This is a genomic window from Streptomyces calvus, assembly GCF_006782915.1.
Classification (GTDB): Bacteria; Actinomycetota; Actinomycetes; order Streptomycetales; family Streptomycetaceae; genus Streptomyces; species Streptomyces calvus.
Genome location: NZ_VCNP01000025.1, coordinates 114,877 through 132,953 on the forward strand (window position 1 = coordinate 114,877; position 18,077 = coordinate 132,953).

20 protein-coding genes are annotated in these 18,077 nt (G+C 72.0%); 12 read left to right on the forward strand and 8 right to left on the reverse strand.

The genetic code is table 11. The features are described from left to right. The first annotated feature begins 90 nt into the window (after positions 1-90). Positions 91-513: a helix-turn-helix domain-containing protein gene (locus tag FGW31_RS11040; RefSeq protein WP_142193215.1), complete on the forward strand. Its 423-nt coding sequence runs from the start codon at positions 91-93 to the stop codon at positions 511-513. A gap of 9 nt (positions 514-522) precedes the next feature. Further along, positions 523-957, forward strand: a complete 435-nt coding sequence (locus tag FGW31_RS11045) for a VOC family protein (RefSeq protein WP_142193216.1) — start codon at positions 523-525, stop codon at positions 955-957. A gap of 38 nt (positions 958-995) precedes the next feature. On the opposite strand, the gene FGW31_RS11050 is transcribed toward FGW31_RS11045, so the two are convergent. The 4 genes from FGW31_RS11050 to FGW31_RS11065 form a co-directional block, all read right to left on the reverse strand. Then, positions 996-1,202: a hypothetical protein gene (locus FGW31_RS11050; protein WP_182675245.1), complete on the reverse strand. Its 207-nt coding sequence runs from the start codon at positions 1,200-1,202 to the stop codon at positions 996-998. A gap of 93 nt (positions 1,203-1,295) precedes the next feature. Then, positions 1,296-1,934 carry a GNAT family N-acetyltransferase gene (locus tag FGW31_RS11055; RefSeq protein ID WP_142193218.1) on the reverse strand — a complete coding sequence of 213 codons (639 nt, stop codon included), beginning with the start codon at positions 1,932-1,934 and terminating at the stop codon, positions 1,296-1,298. Positions 1,935-2,123: 189 nt separating this feature from the next. Continuing rightward, complete coding sequence (locus FGW31_RS11060; protein WP_233452461.1) at positions 2,124-3,128, reverse strand: family 2 encapsulin nanocompartment cargo protein polyprenyl transferase; 1,005 nt, start codon at positions 3,126-3,128, stop codon at positions 2,124-2,126. A gap of 232 nt (positions 3,129-3,360) precedes the next feature. Continuing rightward, positions 3,361-4,767 carry a family 2B encapsulin nanocompartment shell protein gene (locus FGW31_RS11065; protein ID WP_142193220.1) on the reverse strand — a complete coding sequence of 469 codons (1,407 nt, stop codon included), beginning with the start codon at positions 4,765-4,767 and terminating at the stop codon, positions 3,361-3,363. A 295-nt stretch (positions 4,768-5,062) separates the two neighbouring features. On the opposite strand from FGW31_RS11065, the gene FGW31_RS11070 reads away from it, so the two are divergent. From FGW31_RS11070 to FGW31_RS11080, 3 genes are all read left to right on the forward strand, one after another. After that, complete coding sequence (locus FGW31_RS11070; RefSeq protein ID WP_185907425.1) at positions 5,063-5,653, forward strand: peptidoglycan recognition protein family protein; 591 nt, start codon at positions 5,063-5,065, stop codon at positions 5,651-5,653. 132 nt (positions 5,654-5,785) lie between these two features. Then, positions 5,786-6,199, forward strand: a complete 414-nt coding sequence (locus tag FGW31_RS11075) for a DUF6010 family protein (protein ID WP_142193221.1) — start codon at positions 5,786-5,788, stop codon at positions 6,197-6,199. Continuing rightward, entirely contained in the window at positions 6,196-7,113 is a 918-nt protein-coding gene (locus FGW31_RS11080) for a 1-aminocyclopropane-1-carboxylate deaminase/D-cysteine desulfhydrase (protein ID WP_142193222.1), read from the forward strand. Before FGW31_RS11075 ends, FGW31_RS11080 begins: the two co-directional genes overlap by 4 nt. A 52-nt stretch (positions 7,114-7,165) precedes the next feature. Here FGW31_RS11080 and FGW31_RS11085 read toward each other — a convergent pair whose 3' ends face one another. Next, entirely contained in the window at positions 7,166-8,758 is a 1,593-nt protein-coding gene (locus FGW31_RS11085) for a Na+/H+ antiporter (RefSeq protein WP_142193223.1), read from the reverse strand. A 59-nt stretch (positions 8,759-8,817) separates the two neighbouring features. Between FGW31_RS11085 and FGW31_RS11090 the strand changes: the two genes are divergently transcribed. From FGW31_RS11090 to FGW31_RS11100, 3 genes are all read left to right on the forward strand, one after another. After that, a complete protein-coding gene (locus FGW31_RS11090; RefSeq protein ID WP_142193224.1) occupies positions 8,818-9,078 on the forward strand; it encodes a UBP-type zinc finger domain-containing protein in 261 nt (86 codons plus the stop codon). Positions 9,079-9,335: 257 nt separating this feature from the next. Next, positions 9,336-9,749 (forward strand): ATP-binding protein, encoded by a 414-nt coding sequence (locus FGW31_RS11095; protein WP_006136266.1) that lies wholly within the window; start codon positions 9,336-9,338, stop codon positions 9,747-9,749. Positions 9,750-9,766: 17 nt separating this feature from the next. Then, positions 9,767-10,897, forward strand: coding sequence for an RNA polymerase sigma factor SigF (locus FGW31_RS11100; RefSeq protein ID WP_161173819.1), 1,131 nt, complete (start codon positions 9,767-9,769; stop codon positions 10,895-10,897). Between the two features lie 56 nt (positions 10,898-10,953). Here FGW31_RS11100 and FGW31_RS11105 read toward each other — a convergent pair whose 3' ends face one another. Continuing rightward, positions 10,954-11,394 carry a hypothetical protein gene (locus tag FGW31_RS11105; RefSeq protein WP_142193226.1) on the reverse strand — a complete coding sequence of 147 codons (441 nt, stop codon included), beginning with the start codon at positions 11,392-11,394 and terminating at the stop codon, positions 10,954-10,956. A 317-nt stretch (positions 11,395-11,711) separates the two neighbouring features. On the opposite strand from FGW31_RS11105, the gene FGW31_RS11110 reads away from it, so the two are divergent. Beyond that, positions 11,712-12,680, forward strand: a complete 969-nt coding sequence (locus FGW31_RS11110; protein WP_142193227.1) for a diacylglycerol/lipid kinase family protein — start codon at positions 11,712-11,714, stop codon at positions 12,678-12,680. Between the two features lie 317 nt (positions 12,681-12,997). Then, positions 12,998-13,255: a WhiB family transcriptional regulator gene (locus tag FGW31_RS11115; protein ID WP_003992873.1), complete on the forward strand. Its 258-nt coding sequence runs from the start codon at positions 12,998-13,000 to the stop codon at positions 13,253-13,255. A 235-nt stretch (positions 13,256-13,490) separates the two neighbouring features. On the opposite strand, the gene FGW31_RS11120 is transcribed toward FGW31_RS11115, so the two are convergent. Together FGW31_RS11120 and FGW31_RS11125 are read right to left on the reverse strand one after the other, a co-directional pair. Continuing rightward, a complete protein-coding gene (locus FGW31_RS11120) occupies positions 13,491-14,966 on the reverse strand; it encodes a sensor histidine kinase (RefSeq protein ID WP_182675237.1) in 1,476 nt (491 codons plus the stop codon). Positions 14,967-15,358: 392 nt separating this feature from the next. Beyond that, a complete protein-coding gene (locus tag FGW31_RS11125) occupies positions 15,359-16,009 on the reverse strand; it encodes a TetR/AcrR family transcriptional regulator (RefSeq protein WP_142193228.1) in 651 nt (216 codons plus the stop codon). A gap of 323 nt (positions 16,010-16,332) precedes the next feature. Here FGW31_RS11125 and nagB point away from each other — a divergent pair, with 323 nt between their 5' ends. Next, complete coding sequence (gene nagB, locus FGW31_RS11130; protein WP_142193229.1) at positions 16,333-17,118, forward strand: glucosamine-6-phosphate deaminase; 786 nt, start codon at positions 16,333-16,335, stop codon at positions 17,116-17,118. Positions 17,119-17,289: 171 nt separating this feature from the next. Beyond that, positions 17,290-18,054, forward strand: a complete 765-nt coding sequence (locus FGW31_RS11135) for a GntR family transcriptional regulator (protein ID WP_142193230.1) — start codon at positions 17,290-17,292, stop codon at positions 18,052-18,054. The last annotated feature ends 23 nt before the right edge of the window (positions 18,055-18,077 follow it).

Below are 18,077 nucleotides of genomic sequence, written 5' to 3' on the forward strand. Positions count from 1 at the left end.
TACACGGAGTCCTGAATTCAGGGAATCGTGAACTGTCTGTCGTGGGGTCGTGTGGGCGCGGGGACATCCGGCGCGTGGGATGCTGGGCCGATGGAGCTGGAGGACCTCGTACGGCTGCGGCGGGCCCGCGACCGGATGGACCGCGAGTACGCCGAGCCCCTCGACATCCCGGAACTGGCGCGGACCGCGCTGATGTCCCCCGGCCACTTCCAGCGCAGCTTCCGCGCGGCGTACGGACAGACGCCCTACGGCTATCTCATGACCCGGCGGATCGAGCGCGCGAAGGCGCTGCTGCGGCGCGGAGACCTCACGGTGACCGAGGTGTGCCTCGCGGTCGGCTGCACCTCCCTCGGGTCGTTCAGCTCACGCTTCACCGAGCTGGTGGGCGAGACGCCGAGCGCCTACCGGGCCCGGTCGCACGAGGAGAGCGCGGTGATCCCGCCGTGCGTGGCCCGGACGTACACGCGTCCGGTCCGCTCCCGGCCACGGGCCGATCCGAGCGGAACCTTCTAGCGTGGGCGCATGGACACAGGAAACGATGTGCGGCTCGCCCAGTGCTTCATCGCCGTCGACGACCACGACAAGGCGCTGGCCTTCTACTGCGACGTGCTGGGCCTGGAGGTCCGCAACGACGTGGCCTTCGAGGGCATGCGCTGGGTGACGGTCGCCTCGCCGGACCAGGACGTGGAGATCGTCCTCGAGCCGCCCGCCGCCAACCCGGACTCCTCCCCCGCCGACAAGCAGGCGATGGCGGAACTGCTGGCCAAGGGCATGCTGCGCGGGGTCAACTTCACGACGCCCGACTGCGACGCCCTCTTCGAACGCGCCCGGGCCGCCGGCGCGGACGTGCTCCAGGAGCCGGTGGACCAGCCGTACGGCATGCGCGACTGCGCGTTCCGCGACCCGGCGGGGAACATGCTGCGCTTCATCGAGCGACCCCGTTCCGCGGGGGCCTGACCACGGAGCCGGCGGGCGGCACGCGACCGCCCCCGGCGTCAGTGCCGCGTCGGAGCCGGGCCGGTGTCACCGCGGGCCGGTGCGGGCTCGCGGACCGGCGTCTCCTCGCCCGCCCGGGTCGCCCCCGAGTCCCTGGCCTCCACGGCCTCCGACGCCACGTACTCCTCGCACTTCGGGTTGCGGCACGGGCCGTGCACCCACACCGGCACCCACGCACCCAGCGTCTTGTGACGCCGGACCACCATGTCCACTGGCTGTCCGCAAACGGGACAGACGGGTTGTTCGCTGCCCATGTCCTCCAGGGTAGGCCCGGCGGCCCCGCGGTGCTCCCGCTGCGCCTACCGGGCCGCCCCCTCGGGGCGGGGGTCGCGCCACATCGGCCACATCCGGGGACCGTCCGGGAGGGTGAGCGGCTCCCCGGCCGCCTCGAAGCCCAGACGCCGGTACAGCAGCCGGCTGCGCTCGCTGCTCGCCTCCAGATAGGCCGCCAGCCCCTCCCGGTCGCAGCGCTCGAGAACGGAACCGATCAGCGCGGTGCCGAGCCCCTCGCCCTGCCGCTCGGGGGCGACGCCGATCATCCAGAGGTACTCGTGGGCCCGTCCCGAGGGATGGATGCCCGCCGTGAGCCGCCCGATCAGCTCCACCCGGTCGTTCTCCGGGTCGACGGCCAGGCGTACCCGGGCCGGACCGTCGTCCTCGGCCGCCGCGCCGTCCGGCTGCCCGTCCCCGTGCCCCGCGTCGTCCGCCGGAACCGACAGCCACAGCGCGCACGCCGACCCGTCCTCGGTCAGGTCGATGCGACCCTCGGCGAGCACGATGTCGGTGAAGGCCGCCATGAGCCTGTGGTGCGTCGCACGGCGGTACTCCTCGCCGGGAAAGACCCAGCTGCTCACCGGGTCGTCCTGGAACGCCTCGTCCAGGAGCCGCACGATCAGCTCCCGGTCCTCGGCACCCGCCGTCCGGATCGCCACGCCCATGTCCGCCCCTTCGTCCCAACCGTCTGTGTCCGTGCGGAGGTTGAGCCTAACCGGAGCCGCCGAGGAGGGCGCGGGCCCCGCACACCGTGGGGAAGTGCGGGACCCGCCGGCCGGAGCCACGGTGCCGTGCGGGGTCAGGATCCGCACGGCATCCGGTGATTCCGGGGCCATGGGACGGTCCGCGGACCGTCAGGTGCTGCGCCGGGTCACGAACTCGGCGAGCGCGAGCAGCCCTCCCGCCGCCTCCGGGTCGGGCACCGCGCGTGCAACTTCCTGCATCGCCCGGGCCATCCGGTCGGCCGCCTGGGCCTGCGCCCAGTCGCGGCCGCCGGCCCGTTCCACGGCCAGGGCGATGCGTTCCACGTCCTCCTTCTGATGCGGTTGCGTGTACAGCGCGGCGAGTTCGGCGGCCGCGGGGGTGCCGGAGGTGAGGGCGGCGACCACCGGCAGCGACTTCTTGCGGGCGGCCAGGTCCGCGCCGGCCGGCTTGCCGGTGCGCAGCGGGTCGCCCCATATGCCGATCACGTCGTCGATGAGCTGGAAGGCCAGCCCCGCCGAACGGCCGAACCCGTCCAGCGCCGCCACGTCGACGTCCTCGGCGTCCGCGTACAGCGCGCCGATCGCGCAGGCGCAGCCGAGCAGCGCGCCGGTCTTGGACTCGGCCATGGCGAGCGTCTCGGCGAGCGTGACCTCGCCGGGCCCGCGCCGCTCCAGGGCCGTGTCCGCGTGCTGCCCCGCGCACAGTTCGACCACGCAGTCGGCGAGCCGGGCCGCCGCGGCCGGGGCCGCCGGATGCGGGTCCTCGGCGAGCAGCCGCAGGGCGAGCGCCTGCAGGGCGTCCCCGGCGAGGATCGCGTCGGCGTCCCCGAACACCGTCCAGGCGGTGGGGCGGTGGCGGCGGGTGGCGTCGCGGTCCATCACGTCGTCGTGCAACAGCGTGAAGTTGTGGACCAGTTCGACGGCCGCCGCCGCCCGCACGGCCGCGGACCGGGCCGCGTGGCCGCCCAGCGCGGAGGCCGCGGCGAGCACCAGCGCGGGACGTATCGCCTTGCCCGAGCCGCCCCGGGCCGGTGTGCCGTCCGCCTCCTGCCAGCCGAAGTGGTAGAGCGCGATCCGGCGGATCGGGCCGGGCAGCGATCCGATGGCGGCCCGCAGCACCGGGTCGACCTCGGCCCTCGCCCGCTCCAGCAGCATCGTGGCCTCGTGCCCGTCGCCGAGGTCCGTCTCCTGCTCGGCGGTGCCGGTCGTGTGCTCCGTGAGCCCGGTGTGCGGCTCGGTCATGGACTCCGTCATCGGCTTCCCCCTGGGTCCGACTCGGCGAGGGAGCGGAGGGATGGCGCTTCCGCACCCGTCGAGCTCGTACCTCCCAGATGTACCCGCCCGGGCGGGCGGGGACACGGACGGCGCGGCGCGAGCCGGCGGACGGTCATCGCCAGCGGCCGATCTCGACGTTCTCCAGGACACCGAGCGCGTCCGGTACCAGGACCGCTGCCGAGTAGTAGGCCGTGACCAGGTATTTGATGATGGCTTGTTCGTTGATGCCCATGAAGCGCACGGACAGACTCGGCTCGATCTCGTCGGGGATGCCGGCGGCCCGCAGCCCGATCACGCCCTGGTCCTCCTCTCCGGTACGCAGGGCGATGATGGAGGTCGTCCGCGCCTCGGTCACCGGGATCTTGTTGCACGGGAAGATGGGCACGCCCCGCCAGGTGGGGATGCGGTTGCCGCCCATGTCGATGGTCTCCGGGACCAGTCCCCGCTTGTTGAGCTCACGGCCGAACGCGGCGATCGCCCGCGGGTGGGCCAGCAGCAGCCTGGTGCCGCGTCGGCGGCTGAGCAGTTCGTCCAGGTCGTCGGGGGCCGGCACGCCGTCGTGGGGCTGGATCCGCTGGTCGTACTCGCAGTTGTGGAGCAGACCGAAGTCGGGGTTGTTGACGAGTTCGTGCTCCTGGCGTTCCTTCAGGGCCTCGACGGTCAGCCGGATCTGCTGTTCCGTCTGGTTCATGGGCTGGTTGTAGAGGTCGGCCACGCGGGTGTGGATGCGCAGTACGGTCTGGGCGACGCTGAGTTCGTACTCGCGGGGCCTGGCCTCGTAGTCGACGAAGGTGTGCGGGATGTCCGGCTCACCGCTGTGGCCGGCCGCGAGGTCGATCTCCTTCTCGCCGTACTTGTTGGTGCGTTCCCCCGGGCCCGAGAGCCGGCGGTGCAGGTGCTCGCGCAGGGTGTCCGACCGCTCGGCGACCTGCTGGACGGCCTCGCGCGGCAGGACCAGCACGGTGCAGGCGGTGAGCGTGCGGGCGGTGTACTCCCAGATGGCGTCGTCGCCCTGGAGGGCCTGCTCGCCGAAGTACGCGCCGTCGGCGAGGACTCCGAGGGACTCGTCCTCGCCGTAGGGGCCGGTGCCGACGCGCTCCACCCGGCCGTGCGCGAGGAGGTACACCTCGTCGGCGGGGCTGCCGAAGGAGGCGATCACCTGGCCGGCGCCGATCTCCCGCTGCCGGCAGCGGGCGGCCAGCTCGGCCAGTACCTCCTCGTCCTCGTAGGACCGCAGGGCCGGCAGCTCGCCCAGCTCCGCGGGGATGATCTCGACCCGGTCGCCGGTCTTCACGAACGTCATCCGGCCATCGCCGACGGCGTACGTCAGTCGCCGGTTGACCCGGTACGTGCCGCCCTGTACATCGACCCACGGCAGCATGCGCAGCAGCCAGCGCGAGCTGATCTCCTGCATCTGCGGCACGGACTTGGTCGTGGTGGCCAGGTTCCGCGCGGCCGCCGTGCCGAGGCTCTGCTGCTGCCTGGCCTGCTCCGTGCGGACCTCTTCGCCTACCGACATGGAAAATTGCCCTCCCCGGATGGTGATCCACGCCCGGCCGTGCCGGACGTGGCGCTGCGCGATCAACCCTTCCTCACACAGCGTGCGTGCACCATTACCCGAACGAGCGGGGTTGGATCTTGGGGCGGCTGGGAACGCATGGGGCGCCCTTCAACGACCCCCGTGCGGAAGGAGATTGTCCGGATCGGCTCGCACAGCACCCGAACGGTTAATTGAACGTGCTCCCATTCAGGTATAGGCCCGGTATCAGGCGGTTGCACCGGGCGGCCGTCGCCCAGCACGAAGGAGGGCGGTCATGGCCCCACCCATGTCCGCGAGCGCGTTCCTGCGCGCTCTGAAGGCGGAGGGTCTCACGGTCGTCGAGGTCGGCGACTGGCGCGATCACAACCGCAACCACACGGGGCCCTGGGGCCCGGTCCACGGCGTCATGATCCATCACACGGTGACCAAGGGCAGCGCCCGGACCGTGGAGCTGTGCCGCAAGGGCTACGCGGATCTGCCGGGTCCGCTGTGCCACGGAGTCATCACCAAGGACGGCCGGGTCCACCTCGTGGGCTACGGCCGCGCGAACCACGCGGGCCTGGGCGACGACGACGTGCTGCGCGCGGTGATCGCCGAGAAGCGGCTGCCGGCGGACAACGAGGTGAACACCGACGGCAACCGGCACTTCTACGGCTTCGAGTGCGAGAACCTCGGCGACGGCGAGGACCCGTGGACGAAGGCGCAGTTGGAGGCCGTCGAGAGAGCCGCGGCCGCGGTCTGCCGCCACCACGGCTGGAACGAGCGGTCGGTGATCGGGCACCGGGAGTGGCAGCCGGGGAAGGTCGACCCGCGCGGGTTCTCGATGACCTCGATGAGGGAGCGGGTCCGCGACCGGCTGAAGTGACCGCGGCGGCGCGACGGCGCGCGGTCCGGTGGCGACAACCCGTTGGTGCCTGTCGTTTCACCCGCTGGGGCCCGGAACCGCCCGCTCCTAGCGTGGTGAGCCGTCCCTGACGTCCCAGGAGAAGGCCTCGCCATGCAGTACGTCGCACCGATCGGCATCGGGATCCTCTACGCCCTGCTGATGTCCCTCGTCCGTGAACCGCACCGGCGGCACCTGAACGCCGTCATGGTCGCCGGTGCGGGCGCCGCCTACCTCAGCGGCGGCGGCCTGGGCGGATGGGAGTTCGCCTTCACGGCGCTGGTCACCTGGGTGGCGTTCCGCGGCCTGGAGTCGTGGACGTTCATCGGGATCGGCTGGCTGCTGCACACCGCGTGGGACATCGTCCACCACCTCAAGGGCAACCCCATCGTCCCGTTCGCCCACACGTCGTCCCTGGGCTGCGCGATCTGCGACCCGGTGATCGCCCTGTGGTGCCTGCGCGGTGGCCCCTCGCTGATCGAGGCGGTCCGCGGCCGCAGGCGCCGGCAGGCGACAATGGCCCCGTGACCAGCTGCGACGATCCCGGCCCCGACGCCCTCACGGGCCTGCGCCCGCGGCTGCCCTCGCCGTTGCAGGAGGTCACGGACGGGCGGTTCGAGCGGCGCGGGGTGCGGCTCCTGCTGAAACGGGACGACCTGATCCACCCCGACCTGGTCGGCAACAAGTGGCGCAAGCTCGCGCCGAACCTCTCCGCCGCGGCCGGGCGGACCCTGCTCACCTTCGGCGGCGCGTACTCCAACCACCTGCGGGCCACGGCCGCCGCCGGCCGGCTGCTCGGCCTGGACACGGTCGGGGTGGTGCGCGGCCAGGAGCTGGCCGGCCGCCCCCTCAACCCCTCCCTCACGCGGTGCGCGGCCGACGGCATGCGGCTCCACTTCGTCGACCGGTCGACGTACCGCCGCAAGGCCGAGCCGGAGACGCTGACGGCCGTCCTGCGCGCGGCGGACGCCGAGGACGCGTACGTCGTGCCCGAGGGCGGCAGCAATGCCGCCGCCGTGCGCGGCTGCCGCCGGCTCGGCCGGGAACTGGCCGAGCCGGCCGACGTGGCCGCGGTGGCCTGCGGCACCGGCGGCACCCTCGCCGGGCTGGCCGCCGGGCTCGGCGCCGGCGGGCGCGCACTGGGCGTGCCGGTGCTCAAGGGCGGCTTCCTGAGCGGTGACATACGGGCGCTGCAACGGGAGGCGTTCGGCGGGCCGCGCGGCGACTGGAGTCTCGACGACCGCTTCCACTTCGGCGGCTACGGCCGCACCACGCCCGAACTGGAGGCGTTCGCCGCGGACTTCGAACAGCGCCACGGGCTCCCGGTGGAGCGTCTCTATGTCGCCAAGTTGCTCTACGCCCTCGTCGCCCTCGCCGAGGAGGGCGCGTTCCCGCGCGGGAGCACGGTCGCCGCCGTGATCACCGGCCGCCCTTTCACCTGAGCGGTGGACGTCATGCCGTCTCCCGGTGGGCGGCTCACGTGAGCGGTGGGCGTCACGTCGTCTCCCGGTAGGCCGCCGCCTCCTCCAGGTCCAGCCGGCGCAGCAGCGTGCGCAGCATCTCGTCGTCGATGTAGCGGCCGTCGCGGAGCCGGACGAACATCTCGCGTTCGGCGCCGATCATCTCGCGGGACAGCCGCCGGTAGGTGTCGTCCACCGACTCGCCCGTGACCGGGTTGACCTGTCCGAGCCGTTCCCAGACGGCGTTGCGGCGGCGCTCCAGGACGATGCGCAGCCGGTCGGCGAGCGGGGCGGGCAGGGCGTTGCGCTCGTCGGACAGGAGTTCGTCGAGGCGCTGCTCGGCGGCTCTCGACGCCTGCGCCTGGGCGTTGGCCTCGGCCAGGGTCTCGGCCCGCACGTCGCGGCCGGGGAGCTTCAGCACGCGGATCAGCGGCGGCAGGGTCAGGCCCTGCACCACCAGGGTGCCGATGACGGTCGTGAAGGTGAGGAAGAGCAGCAGGTTGCGCTGCGGGAAGTCCTCGCCCTCGGCGGTGAACGGGATGGAGAAGGCGATGGCCAGCGAGACCACGCCGCGCATGCCGGCCCACGCGATGACGAACGGCGCCTTCCAGCCGGGCCTGCCCTCGCGCTCCCGGATCCGCGCCGACAGCAGGGGCGGCAGCCAGGTCGCCGGGTACACCCAGACGAACCGCATCGCGACGACCACCGCGAACACGGCCAGCGCGTACCAGGCGGCGTCGACGCCCTCGTACTCGCCGAGTCCCTTGAGGACGACGGGCAGTTGCAGTCCGATGAGCGCGAACACCGCGGACTCCAGGACGAACGCGACCATCTTCCACACCGCCTCCTCCTGGAGGCGGGTCGCGAAGTCGACCTCCCACGCGCGGTGCCCGAGATACAGCGCGACGACCACGACGGCGATGACGCCGGACGCGTGCACCTGCTCGGCCACGGCGTACGCGACGAACGGGATCAGCAGCGAGAGCGTGTTCTGCAGCAGCGCCTCCTTCACGTGCGTGCGCAGCCAGTGCAGGGGCGCCATCAGCACCAGGCCGACCGCGACCCCGCCGACCGCCGCGACCAGGAACTCCCCGATGCCGCCGGCCCAGGTGGCGCCCTCGCCGACGGCCGCCGCGACGGCCACCCGGAACGCGGTGATCGCGGTGGCGTCGTTCAGCAGGGACTCGCCCTGGAGGATCGTGGTGATCCGGGACGGCAGGCCCACCCTGCGGGCCACCGCGGTCGCCGCGACCGCGTCCGGCGGGGCCACGACGGCTCCGAACACCAGGGCGGCCGTCAGCGGCAGCCCCGGCACCAGCAGGTAGAGGACCCAGCCGACGGCGAAGGTCGCGAACAGCACGTAGCCGACCGACAGCAACGCCACCGGCCGCAGCTGCGCCCGCAGGTCGAGGTAGGAGCTGTCGGTGGCCGCGGTGTGCAGCAGGGGCGGCAGGATCAGCGGCAGGACGATGTGCGGGTCCAGCTCGTACGCGGGCACGCCGGGGACGTAGCTGACCGCCAGGCCGACCGCGACCAGCAGCAGCGGTGCCGGGACCGGTGTGCGCCGGGCGGCCGCGGCCACCGCGGCACTCCCCGCCACCAGCAGCAGCAGTGGCATCACGTCCATGTCCGCCCACCCTCGTTTTTCCGCGCGGTCGCCCGCGCGCGCGTCGTAATCTGGCAATCATGAAACAGTGCACGCACGCCGACGCGCTGCCGCACCCGGAACCCGTCCCGCTCGGTGAGACGTGTCCGGAGTGCCTGCGGGACGGCACCGATCCGGTGCAGCTGCGCCTCTGCCTGACCTGCGGCCACGTCGGGTGCTGCGACTCCTCGCCGAAGCGGCACGCCACGGAGCACCACAAGGAGACCGGCCACCCGGTGATGCGGACCCACGAACCGGGCGAGGACTGGCGGTGGTGCTTCGTCGATCACGTACTGGTGTGACCCGGCGCGACCCGGTTGCCGGACGGTTCGACCGTCTGACGTCTGGGTACGTCAATGCGGCGCGCGCTCTTCCCATTTGGGAGCCGCAGACCCCTAGCCACGGAGCGTATCCGTAGTTTTACTATGAGTGACAGAAATGGGTCGGGGTCCCGGGGACAGGAGCGCTGAGAGCGCGATAGCGTCACCGCTGAACCACGTAGCGCGTTACCCGGGGGCGAACCCGGCCCTGAAACGCTTGTACCACCTTGGAGGTGAGGGTGTCCCAGATCGCAGGCGAGCCCGCGACCCAGGACTTCGTGGAAGTCCGGCTGCCGGCCGCGGGGGCCTACCTGTCGGTGCTGCGTACGGCCACGGCCGGCCTCGCGGCCCGTTTGGACTTCACCCTCGACGAGATCGAGGACCTGCGCATCGCGGTCGACGAGGCCTGCGCGATCCTGCTCCAGCAGGCCGTGCCGGGGTCGGTGCTCAGCTGTGTCTTCCGGCTCGTCGACGACTCGCTCGAGGTCACCGTCTCGGCCCCGACCACGGATGGTCACGCCCCTTCGCGGGACACCTTCGCCTGGACCGTCCTGTCCGCGCTCGCGGGCAAGGTCTCCTCCGCCGTGGACGAGGACAGAACCGTTTCGATCAGCCTCTACAAACAGCGCGGCGCGGGACCCGGGCCGGCGTGAGGAAAGAGGACGGGCCGGTGCGGGACGAAGAACGCGGCACACGGGAGCTGCCGGCCGAGCGCGTGCCGGACGGCATCGACGGCATCCCCGAGCAGGCCCGGCCGCATCCGGAGGACGACTCCACGGAGGCCGTCTCCCCGGGCGGCGGGCAGGCCGGTGGTGCCGCGCGGAGCAGGCCGCCGGCCGGGGCTGCTCCCGGCCACGGGGGCGTCCCCGCCCGGGCGGAGCCGACGGCGGGGGACGAGGCGAGCGCTCGGGGAAGGGCGACGGGCGGGACGATGAGCGAGCACGAGCGACACGCCGAGGACGAGGCGCCGCGGGTGCCCGGTGCGCAGAGCGCGCGGCGCGCCCCGGGCGCGCCCGGCACCCAGGGCGGGCACGCGCACCACGACCCGCACGACCGCAGCGGGGCGCGCGCCCTGTTCCTCGAACTGCGCACCCTGCAGGACGGCACTCCCGAGTACGCGGAGCTGCGCAACCGGCTGGTGCGCATGCACCTGCCGCTCGTCGAGCACCTCGCGCGCCGCTTCCGCAACCGCGGCGAGCCGCTGGACGACCTCACCCAGGTCGCCACCATCGGGCTGATCAAGTCGGTCGACCGCTTCGACCCGGACCGCGGTGTGGAGTTCTCCACGTACGCGACCCCGACGGTCGTCGGTGAGATCAAGCGGCACTTCCGGGACAAGGGCTGGGCGGTGCGCGTGCCCCGCCGGCTCCAGGAGCTGCGCCTGGCGCTCACCACGGCCACGGCGGAGCTGTCCCAGCTGCACGGCCGCTCCCCCACGGTGCACGAGCTGGCCGAGAAGCTGGCCATCTCCGAGGAGGAGGTCCTGGAGGGTCTGGAGTCCGCCAACGCGTACTCCACGCTGTCCCTGGACGTCCCCGACACCGACGACGAGTCCCCCGCGGTCGCCGACACCCTCGGCGCGGAGGACGAGGCGCTGGAGGGCGTGGAGTACCGGGAGTCCCTCAAGCCGCTGCTGGAGGACCTGCCGCCGCGCGAGAAGCGGATCCTGCTGCTGCGCTTCTTCGGCAACATGACCCAGTCGCAGATCGCGCAGGAGGTCGGCATCTCGCAGATGCACGTCTCCCGGCTGCTGGCCCGTACCCTGGCCCAGCTGCGGGAGAAGCTGCTCGTGGAGGAGTGACGGGCGCGCAGGAATGACCCGGCGCTCCGCGTGGCCGCCGCGGTCCGGCCCGGGCGCTACTTCTGCGCGTTCCCGGGTCCGCGGATGCCGAGGGCCCGGGTCGTCTCGGGGTTGATCAGCAGCACGAGCGCGGTGACGGCCACGACGGCGAGCACGATCCCGGCCGGGATGGCCACGCTGTCGGAGCGCAGCAGGTTGTACGCCACCGGCAGCGCCATGATCTGCGTGATCACGGCGGGGCCCCGGCTCCAGCTCCGCCGAGCGAACAGTCCCCGCGCGGCGATCAGCGGCAGCAGCGCGAGCGCGATCAGCGTCACCCCGCCGGTGACGGCCTGACTGCGGTCGTCGGGCTCGCCCGCGATGCCGAGGACCAGCATCCAGACCCCTCCGGCCACCAGCGCGAGCCCTTCCAGCGCGGCCAGCGCCGCGGCGTACGTGAGGCGGCGCGGGCGGGGGCCGGTGGTGTCCGGGGCGGTGGTGCTCTGCTCACTGCTCACCCCAGAAGGGTAGCCCTCGCACCGCACGCGCCCGTGGCGAGGTCACACCCGAGCCGGGCACCTCCGACGGCGCGGTCGCCCTTGCGTCGGGCACCGCCGCAGCGAGGGGGCCCTCGTCGTAGTCCCCAGGTGGCGAGGCCCGCGTCCCCGACGTACCCACCGGTGGCGCGGTCACGCCCGTCCGCGCGAGGCGCTTCCGCGGCGCGGTCGTACGTCCCGTCCCGCGCACCCTCGGTGCGGTTCACGCCCTCCGTCGTGCGGGTTGCCGAACCGCCTCGGTCTGGGCCAGGTACCACTCAGTAGGTACGCTGCACGTCATGCGTGCACTTCTCGTGGTCAATCCGGCGGCAACCACCACAAGTGCGCGCACGCGCGATGTGTTGATCCATGCGCTCGCCAGCGAGATGAAACTGGAAGCGGTCACCACCGAGTACCGGGGCCACGCACGCGACCTGGGCCGGCAGGCCGCGGAGAGCGACGACGTCGACCTGGTGGTGGCCCTGGGCGGGGACGGCACGGTCAACGAGGTGGTCAACGGTCTGCTGCACGCCGGCCCCGATCCGGAGCACCTGCCCGGCCTCGCCGTGGTCCCGGGCGGCTCGACCAATGTCTTCGCCCGTGCGCTGGGACTGCCGAACCAGCCGGTGGAGGCCACCGGCGTCCTGCTCGACGCGCTGCGCGAGGGCCGTGAGCGCACGGTGGGCCTCGGTCTGACCTCGGGCACGCCGGGCACGGAGGACGAGGCCGTGCCCTCCCGGTGGTTCACCTTCAACGCGGGCCTCGGCTTCGACGCCGGTGTGGTCGGCCGGGTCGAGCAGCAGCGGGAGCGCGGCAGGAAGTCCACCCACGCGCTGTACATGCGCCAGGTCGTCCGTCAGCTGATCGGCGAGCCGCACCGCCGGCGCGGAACGATCACCTTGGAGCACCCGGGCGAGGAACCGGTCAGTGACCTTGTTCTCTCCATAGTCTCGAACACCTCGCCGTGGACGTTTCTCGGCAATCGCCCGATCTACGCGTCACCTAAGGCCTCGTTCGATACGGGCCTCGACCTCTTCGGTCTGAGCCGCATGTCCACCGCCGCGGTTGCCCGGTATGGCACCCAGTTGCTCACTTCGTCCCCGGAGCGCGGACCGCGGGGCAAGCATGCGGTCTCGCGGCACGATCTGACGCGCTTCACCTTGCATTCGAAGGTGCCGCTGCCCCTCCAGATGGACGGTGACCACCTGGGGCTGCGCACGAGCGTGACGTTCACAGGTGTACGCCGTGCACTGCGTGTGATTGTGTGAGCAGAAAGGGCCAAAGTCCTTTCACTCGAACGTTTAGGCCAGGGTCCACCCCATGGAAGTACGGCTGTGACCTAGTCGACACCGAAGAATCAAAAAAAACTTTCCGGAAGGGGTTGTATCCGTCGCCGAGGTTTGCGAGTCTCTACATGGCGATCGGGACGGCCCGCAACACCGGCCTCAACAGATCACCGGAACCCCTCTTCAAACCCCTGGACCTCGCCAGCGAACCTGGCGGGCGGCCCTTCCGTTGTTGAGGGATTCGTGAAAGCGTTCACATTCACAAGCACCTGCAGTAATACCAAGGAGAGGTAGCAGCCATGGACTGGCGTCACAACGCCGTTTGCCGCGAGGAAGACCCCGAGCTCTTCTTCCCCATCGGCAACACCGGTCCCGCGCTGCTGCAGATCGAGGAAGCCAAGGCCGTCTGCCGTCGCTGCCCGGTGATCGAGCAGTGCCTGCAGTGGGCGCTCGAGTCCGGTCAGGACTCCGGCGTCTGGGGTGGTCTCAGCGAGGACGAGCGTCGCGCGATGAAGCGCCGCGCCGCCCGCAACCGGGCCCGTCAGGCCTCCGCCTGACAACCCCACCCCCTGCTGCTGACAGCCTGAGCTTGGCGGCGCGTGTGCCTGACGGCATCACTCCGTAGACAGCGCGTACGCATCTCCCGCCCCCGAGCCGCAGCGCGCGGTTCCCCCCGAGGTCTCGACTCCGCTCGAGCAGGGGGACCCCGAAGCAACGAGCATCAGCCCCGGACCCTCACCCGGTCCGGGGCCTTTTGCTGTGCCGCGCCGCCCTCGCCTGTCCGGGCTCCGCTCACTTGTCGGACTGCACCGGAATGTCCAGGATCACCCTGGTCCCCCGCTCCGGAGCCGGGACCATGTCGAAGGTCCCCCCCAACTCGCCCTCCACCAGGGTCCGTACGATCTGCAGGCCGAGATTGCCCGCGGTGTGCGGATCGAACCCCTCGGGCAGACCCACGCCGTCGTCCTGCACGGTGACCAGCAGGCGGGCCTCCTTGGTGGTGCCGCCACGGACCGCCGACACCTCGACGCTGCCGGTCTCGCCCTCGCGGAAGCCGTGCTCCAGGGCGTTCTGCAGGATCTCGGTCAGCACCATCGACAACGGAGTGGCGACCTCCGCGTCGAGGATGCCGAAGCGGCCCGTGCGCCGGCCGGTCACCTTGCCCGGTGAGATCTCGGCCACCATCGCCAGGACACGGTCGGCGATCTCGTCGAACTCCACACGCTCGTCCAGGTTCTGGGACAGCGTCTCGTGCACGATCGCGATCGACCCCACCCGCCGCACGGCCTCCTCCAGCGCCGCGCGACCGCGCTCGGAACCGATCCGCCGGGCCTGCAGACGCAGCAGGGCCGCCACCGTCTGCAGGTTGTTCTTCACCCGGTGGTGGATCTCCCGGATGGTCGCGTCCTTGGTGATCAACTCGCGTTCGCGGCGGCGAAGTTCGGTGACGTCGCGGAGCAACACCAGCGACCCGATGCGCGTCCCCTTCGGCTTCAGCGGGATCGCCCGGAACTGGATCACCCCGTCGTGCGCCTCGATCTCGAACTCGCGCGGCGCCCAGCCGCTGGCGACCTTGGCCAGCGCCTCGTCCACCGGGCCGCGGGAGGGCGCCAGTTCGGCGGTGGTCCGGCCGAGGTGATGGCCCACCAGGTCGGCGGCCAGACCCATGCGGTGGTACGCGGACAGGGCGTTCGGGGAGGCGTACTGCACGATGCCGTCGGCGTCGAGCCGGATCAGTCCGTCACCGACGCGGGGCGAGGCGTCCATCTCCAGCTGCTGGTTCGCGAACGGGAAGGCACCGGCCGCGATCATCTGCGCGAGGTCGGAGGCGCTCTGGAGGTAGGTGAGCTCCAGCCGGCTCGGGGTGCGCACGGTGAGCAGGTTGGTGTTGCGCGCGATCACTCCGAGGACACGCCCCTCGCGCCGTACGGGGATCGACTCGACCCGTACGGGAACCTCCTCGCGCCACTCCGGGTCGCCCTCGCGCACGATGCGCCCCTCGTCCAGCGCCGCGTCCAGCATCGGCCGGCGGCCGCGCGGGACGAGGTGGCCGACCATGTCGTCCTGGTAGGAGGTGGGTCCGGTGTTGGGCCGCATCTGGGCGACGGACACATAGCGGGTGCCGTCGCGGGTGGGGACCCACAGGACCAGGTCGGCGAAGGAGAGGTCGGAGAGCAGCTGCCACTCCGAGACCAGCAGGTGGAGCCACTCGAGGTCGGTGTCGTCGAGAGCGGTGTGCTGGCGTACGAGTTCGTTCATGGAGGGCACGTCAGCGAGCGTACCCGGCGGTCGGTGCGGCCCCGGAAACACCCGCGGGCCGCGGCGCCTGAGAGGGACCCTCAACCCTCCCGGCACCGCAGCCCGGAGCAATATCGGCCGGTGGGGTGTGCGGTCCCGGTCGGCCGAGGATGAGGAACCGGGGCAGTCAGGGCAGAGAGCTCCGGGTCCTCGGTCCGCCTTCCTGTGCGGGGAAGGCAGGCTTCTGTGTCCTGCTACGCATTGTGGACTAGACCACTGTCCGTGTAAATGCGTTGAACGCTGTTGTTTTTTCTCGCGGTCTGTCGCACCGCCCGGCTCACCGGACGTGCGGATCGCGGGTGTCCGGATCGCTGGACGTCACCTCACCGGACGTCCGCATCAGTGGACGTCCGGCACGCAGCCTAACCCGTGGGGCCGCCGTCGCGGGGCCAGACGGTCATGGACATCCGGGCGAGCGACTCCAGCGCCTCCCGGGCCGCTCCGTCCCGCGCCTGCTGCGACATGCCCTGGATCACCGCGCCGGTGTGGCGGGCGAGCGCGGCGGCGTCGGTGTCCGCGGGCAGCACCCCGGCATCGATGTCGGCGCGGATCCGGCTCTCCAGGGCGGCGAGGGCGGCCAGGCGGCGTTCCCGCAGGGAGCGCTCCACCTCGGCGTTCGAGCAGTTGGCGGCGGCGTGGGCGACGAGCGAACCGCGCGGCCGGCCGGGTTCGGTGTACGCGGCGGCGGCCTCCCGCAGCATCCGCTCGACGGCCGCCCGGGCGGTCGGCTCCTCCGCGAGGGCCCGGTCGGCGAAGGAGCCGTAGCGTGCCATGTAGACCGCGACGGCCTCGTCGAACAGGGAGCGCTTGTCGCCGAAGGCGGCGTAGAGACTCGGGGCGCCGATGTCCATGGCGCGGGTGAGGTCGGCGACCGAGGTGACCTCGTAGCCGTGCTCCCAGAAGGCCAGGAGCGCCTTCTCCAGTGCGGCCTCCCGGTCGAAGGAGCGGGGACGGCCGCGCGGCCGGGGCACGGCGGCCCGGGCCACGTCCCGTGGTGCTCCCACGTCGTCCACGCAGCCTCCTCCCCCGGCGCTCCGCTTCACGGACCTGCACCCGGCAGGGCTTTTATAGCGGGCGCCGCGGGCACTGGAAAAGGGCGTCGGGGTCGAGCGGCCCGGACCGTCGGGGCGACCGCCCGGACGCGTCGGAGCCGTCGTCCCCGAAGGTCGCGACCGTCCTGCCGGGGCCGTGGAAACCGACCGCCCGGGCTCGTCGGGACCGCTTCCCTGGGCCCCGGCGGGCGGCTCTGTTAGGTTAAGATTGGTCTAAACCACTAGGGCCCACCCTCCCGGGTCCAGTCCCAGTCGAGTCCTTCGAGAAGATCGGCAGGCCCACCGTGGAAGTTGTCATCGTTGCGGACGCCGAGGCGGGCGGCGAGCTCATCGCCGAGGCCATGGCGCAGCTGCTGCGGCGCAAGCCCGACGCCCTGCTGGGCGTGGCCACCGGCTCCACACCGCTGCCCGTCTACCAGGCACTGACGGCCAAGGTCCGCTCCGGTGCCGTGGACGTCTCGCGGGCGCGGATCGCCCAGCTCGACGAGTACGTGGGGCTGCCCGCCGAGCACCCCGAGTCCTACCGTTCGGTGCTCCGGCGCGAGGTGCTGGAGCCGCTCGGCATCCCGATGGACGCGTTCATGGGCCCCGACGGCACCGCCGAGGACGTGCAGGGTGCGTGCGAGGCGTACGACAGGCGGCTGGCGGAGGCCGGCGGTGTCGACCTCCAGCTCCTCGGCATCGGCACGGACGGGCACATCGGGTTCAACGAGCCGTGCTCCTCGCTCGCCTCCCGCACCCGGATCAAGACGCTGACCGAGCAGACCCGCGTGGACAACGCGCGCTTCTTCGACGGCGACATCGACCAGGTCCCGCACCACGTCATCACCCAGGGCATCGGCACCATCCTGGAGGCCCGCCACCTGGTGCTGCTGGCCACCGGCGAGGGCAAGGCCGACGCGGTCGCGGCGACCGTCGAGGGACCGGTGGCGGCGGTCTGCCCGGCGTCCGCGCTCCAGCTGCACCCGCACGCCACGGTGGTCGTCGACGAGGCCGCCGCCGCCAAGCTGAAGCTCGCCGACTACTTCCGGCACACCTACGCCAACAAGCCCGAGTGGCAGGGCATCTGAGCGGCCGGCCGGGGCACCCGACCGTGGACTAGACCAACCCTGGCCCCGGGGGTATACAAAGGGGATCACGGAGCGTGCGGGGAGCGTCCCCGTCCGGAGCCGTGCCACGATGTCAGCCGTGGCCGACGGGGATGTCGGCCGCTTCGGCACCCGGAGCCGGGAAGGCAGAGCATGAGCACCGACGTCAGCAGTGCGGAGAACGAGGGTGGGACTGCGGTCCGTACGGCGCGCGTGCCCAAGTACTACCGGCTCAAGAAGCACCTGCTCGACATGACCGAGACGGCTCCGCCCGGTACGCCGGTCCCGCCCGAGCGCACTCTGGCCGCGGAGTTCGACACCTCGCGCACCACGGTGCGCCAGGCGCTGCAGGAGCTGGTGGTCGAAGGACGTCTGGAGCGCATCCAGGGCAAGGGCACGTTCGTCGCCAAGCCGAAGGTCTCCCAGGCGCTGCAGCTCACCTCCTACACCGAGGACATGCGCGCGCAGGGCCTCGAACCCACCTCTCAGCTGCTGGACCTCGGTTACGTCACCGCCGACGACCGGCTCGCCGGGCTGCTCGACATCACGCCCGGCGGGCGGGTGCTGCGCATCGAGCGGCTGCGCATGGCCAACGGCGAGCCGATGGCCATCGAGACCACCCATCTCAGCGCCAAGCGCTTCCCGGCGCTGCGCCGCAGCCTGACCAAGTACGCCTCCCTGTACACGGCCCTGGCCGAGGTGTACGACGTCCATCTCGCGGAGGCCGAGGAGACCATCGAGACGTCCCTGGCCACCCCGCGCGAGGCCGGTCTGCTCGGTACCGACGTCGGCCTGCCGATGCTGATGCTGTCCCGGCACTCGCGCGACCGGGACGGACAGCCGGTGGAGTGGGTGCGCTCGGTGTACCGGGGCGACCGGTACAAGTTCGTCGCGCGCCTCAAGCGCCCCCAGGACTGACCCCGCACGGGTCCGCCGCCGAG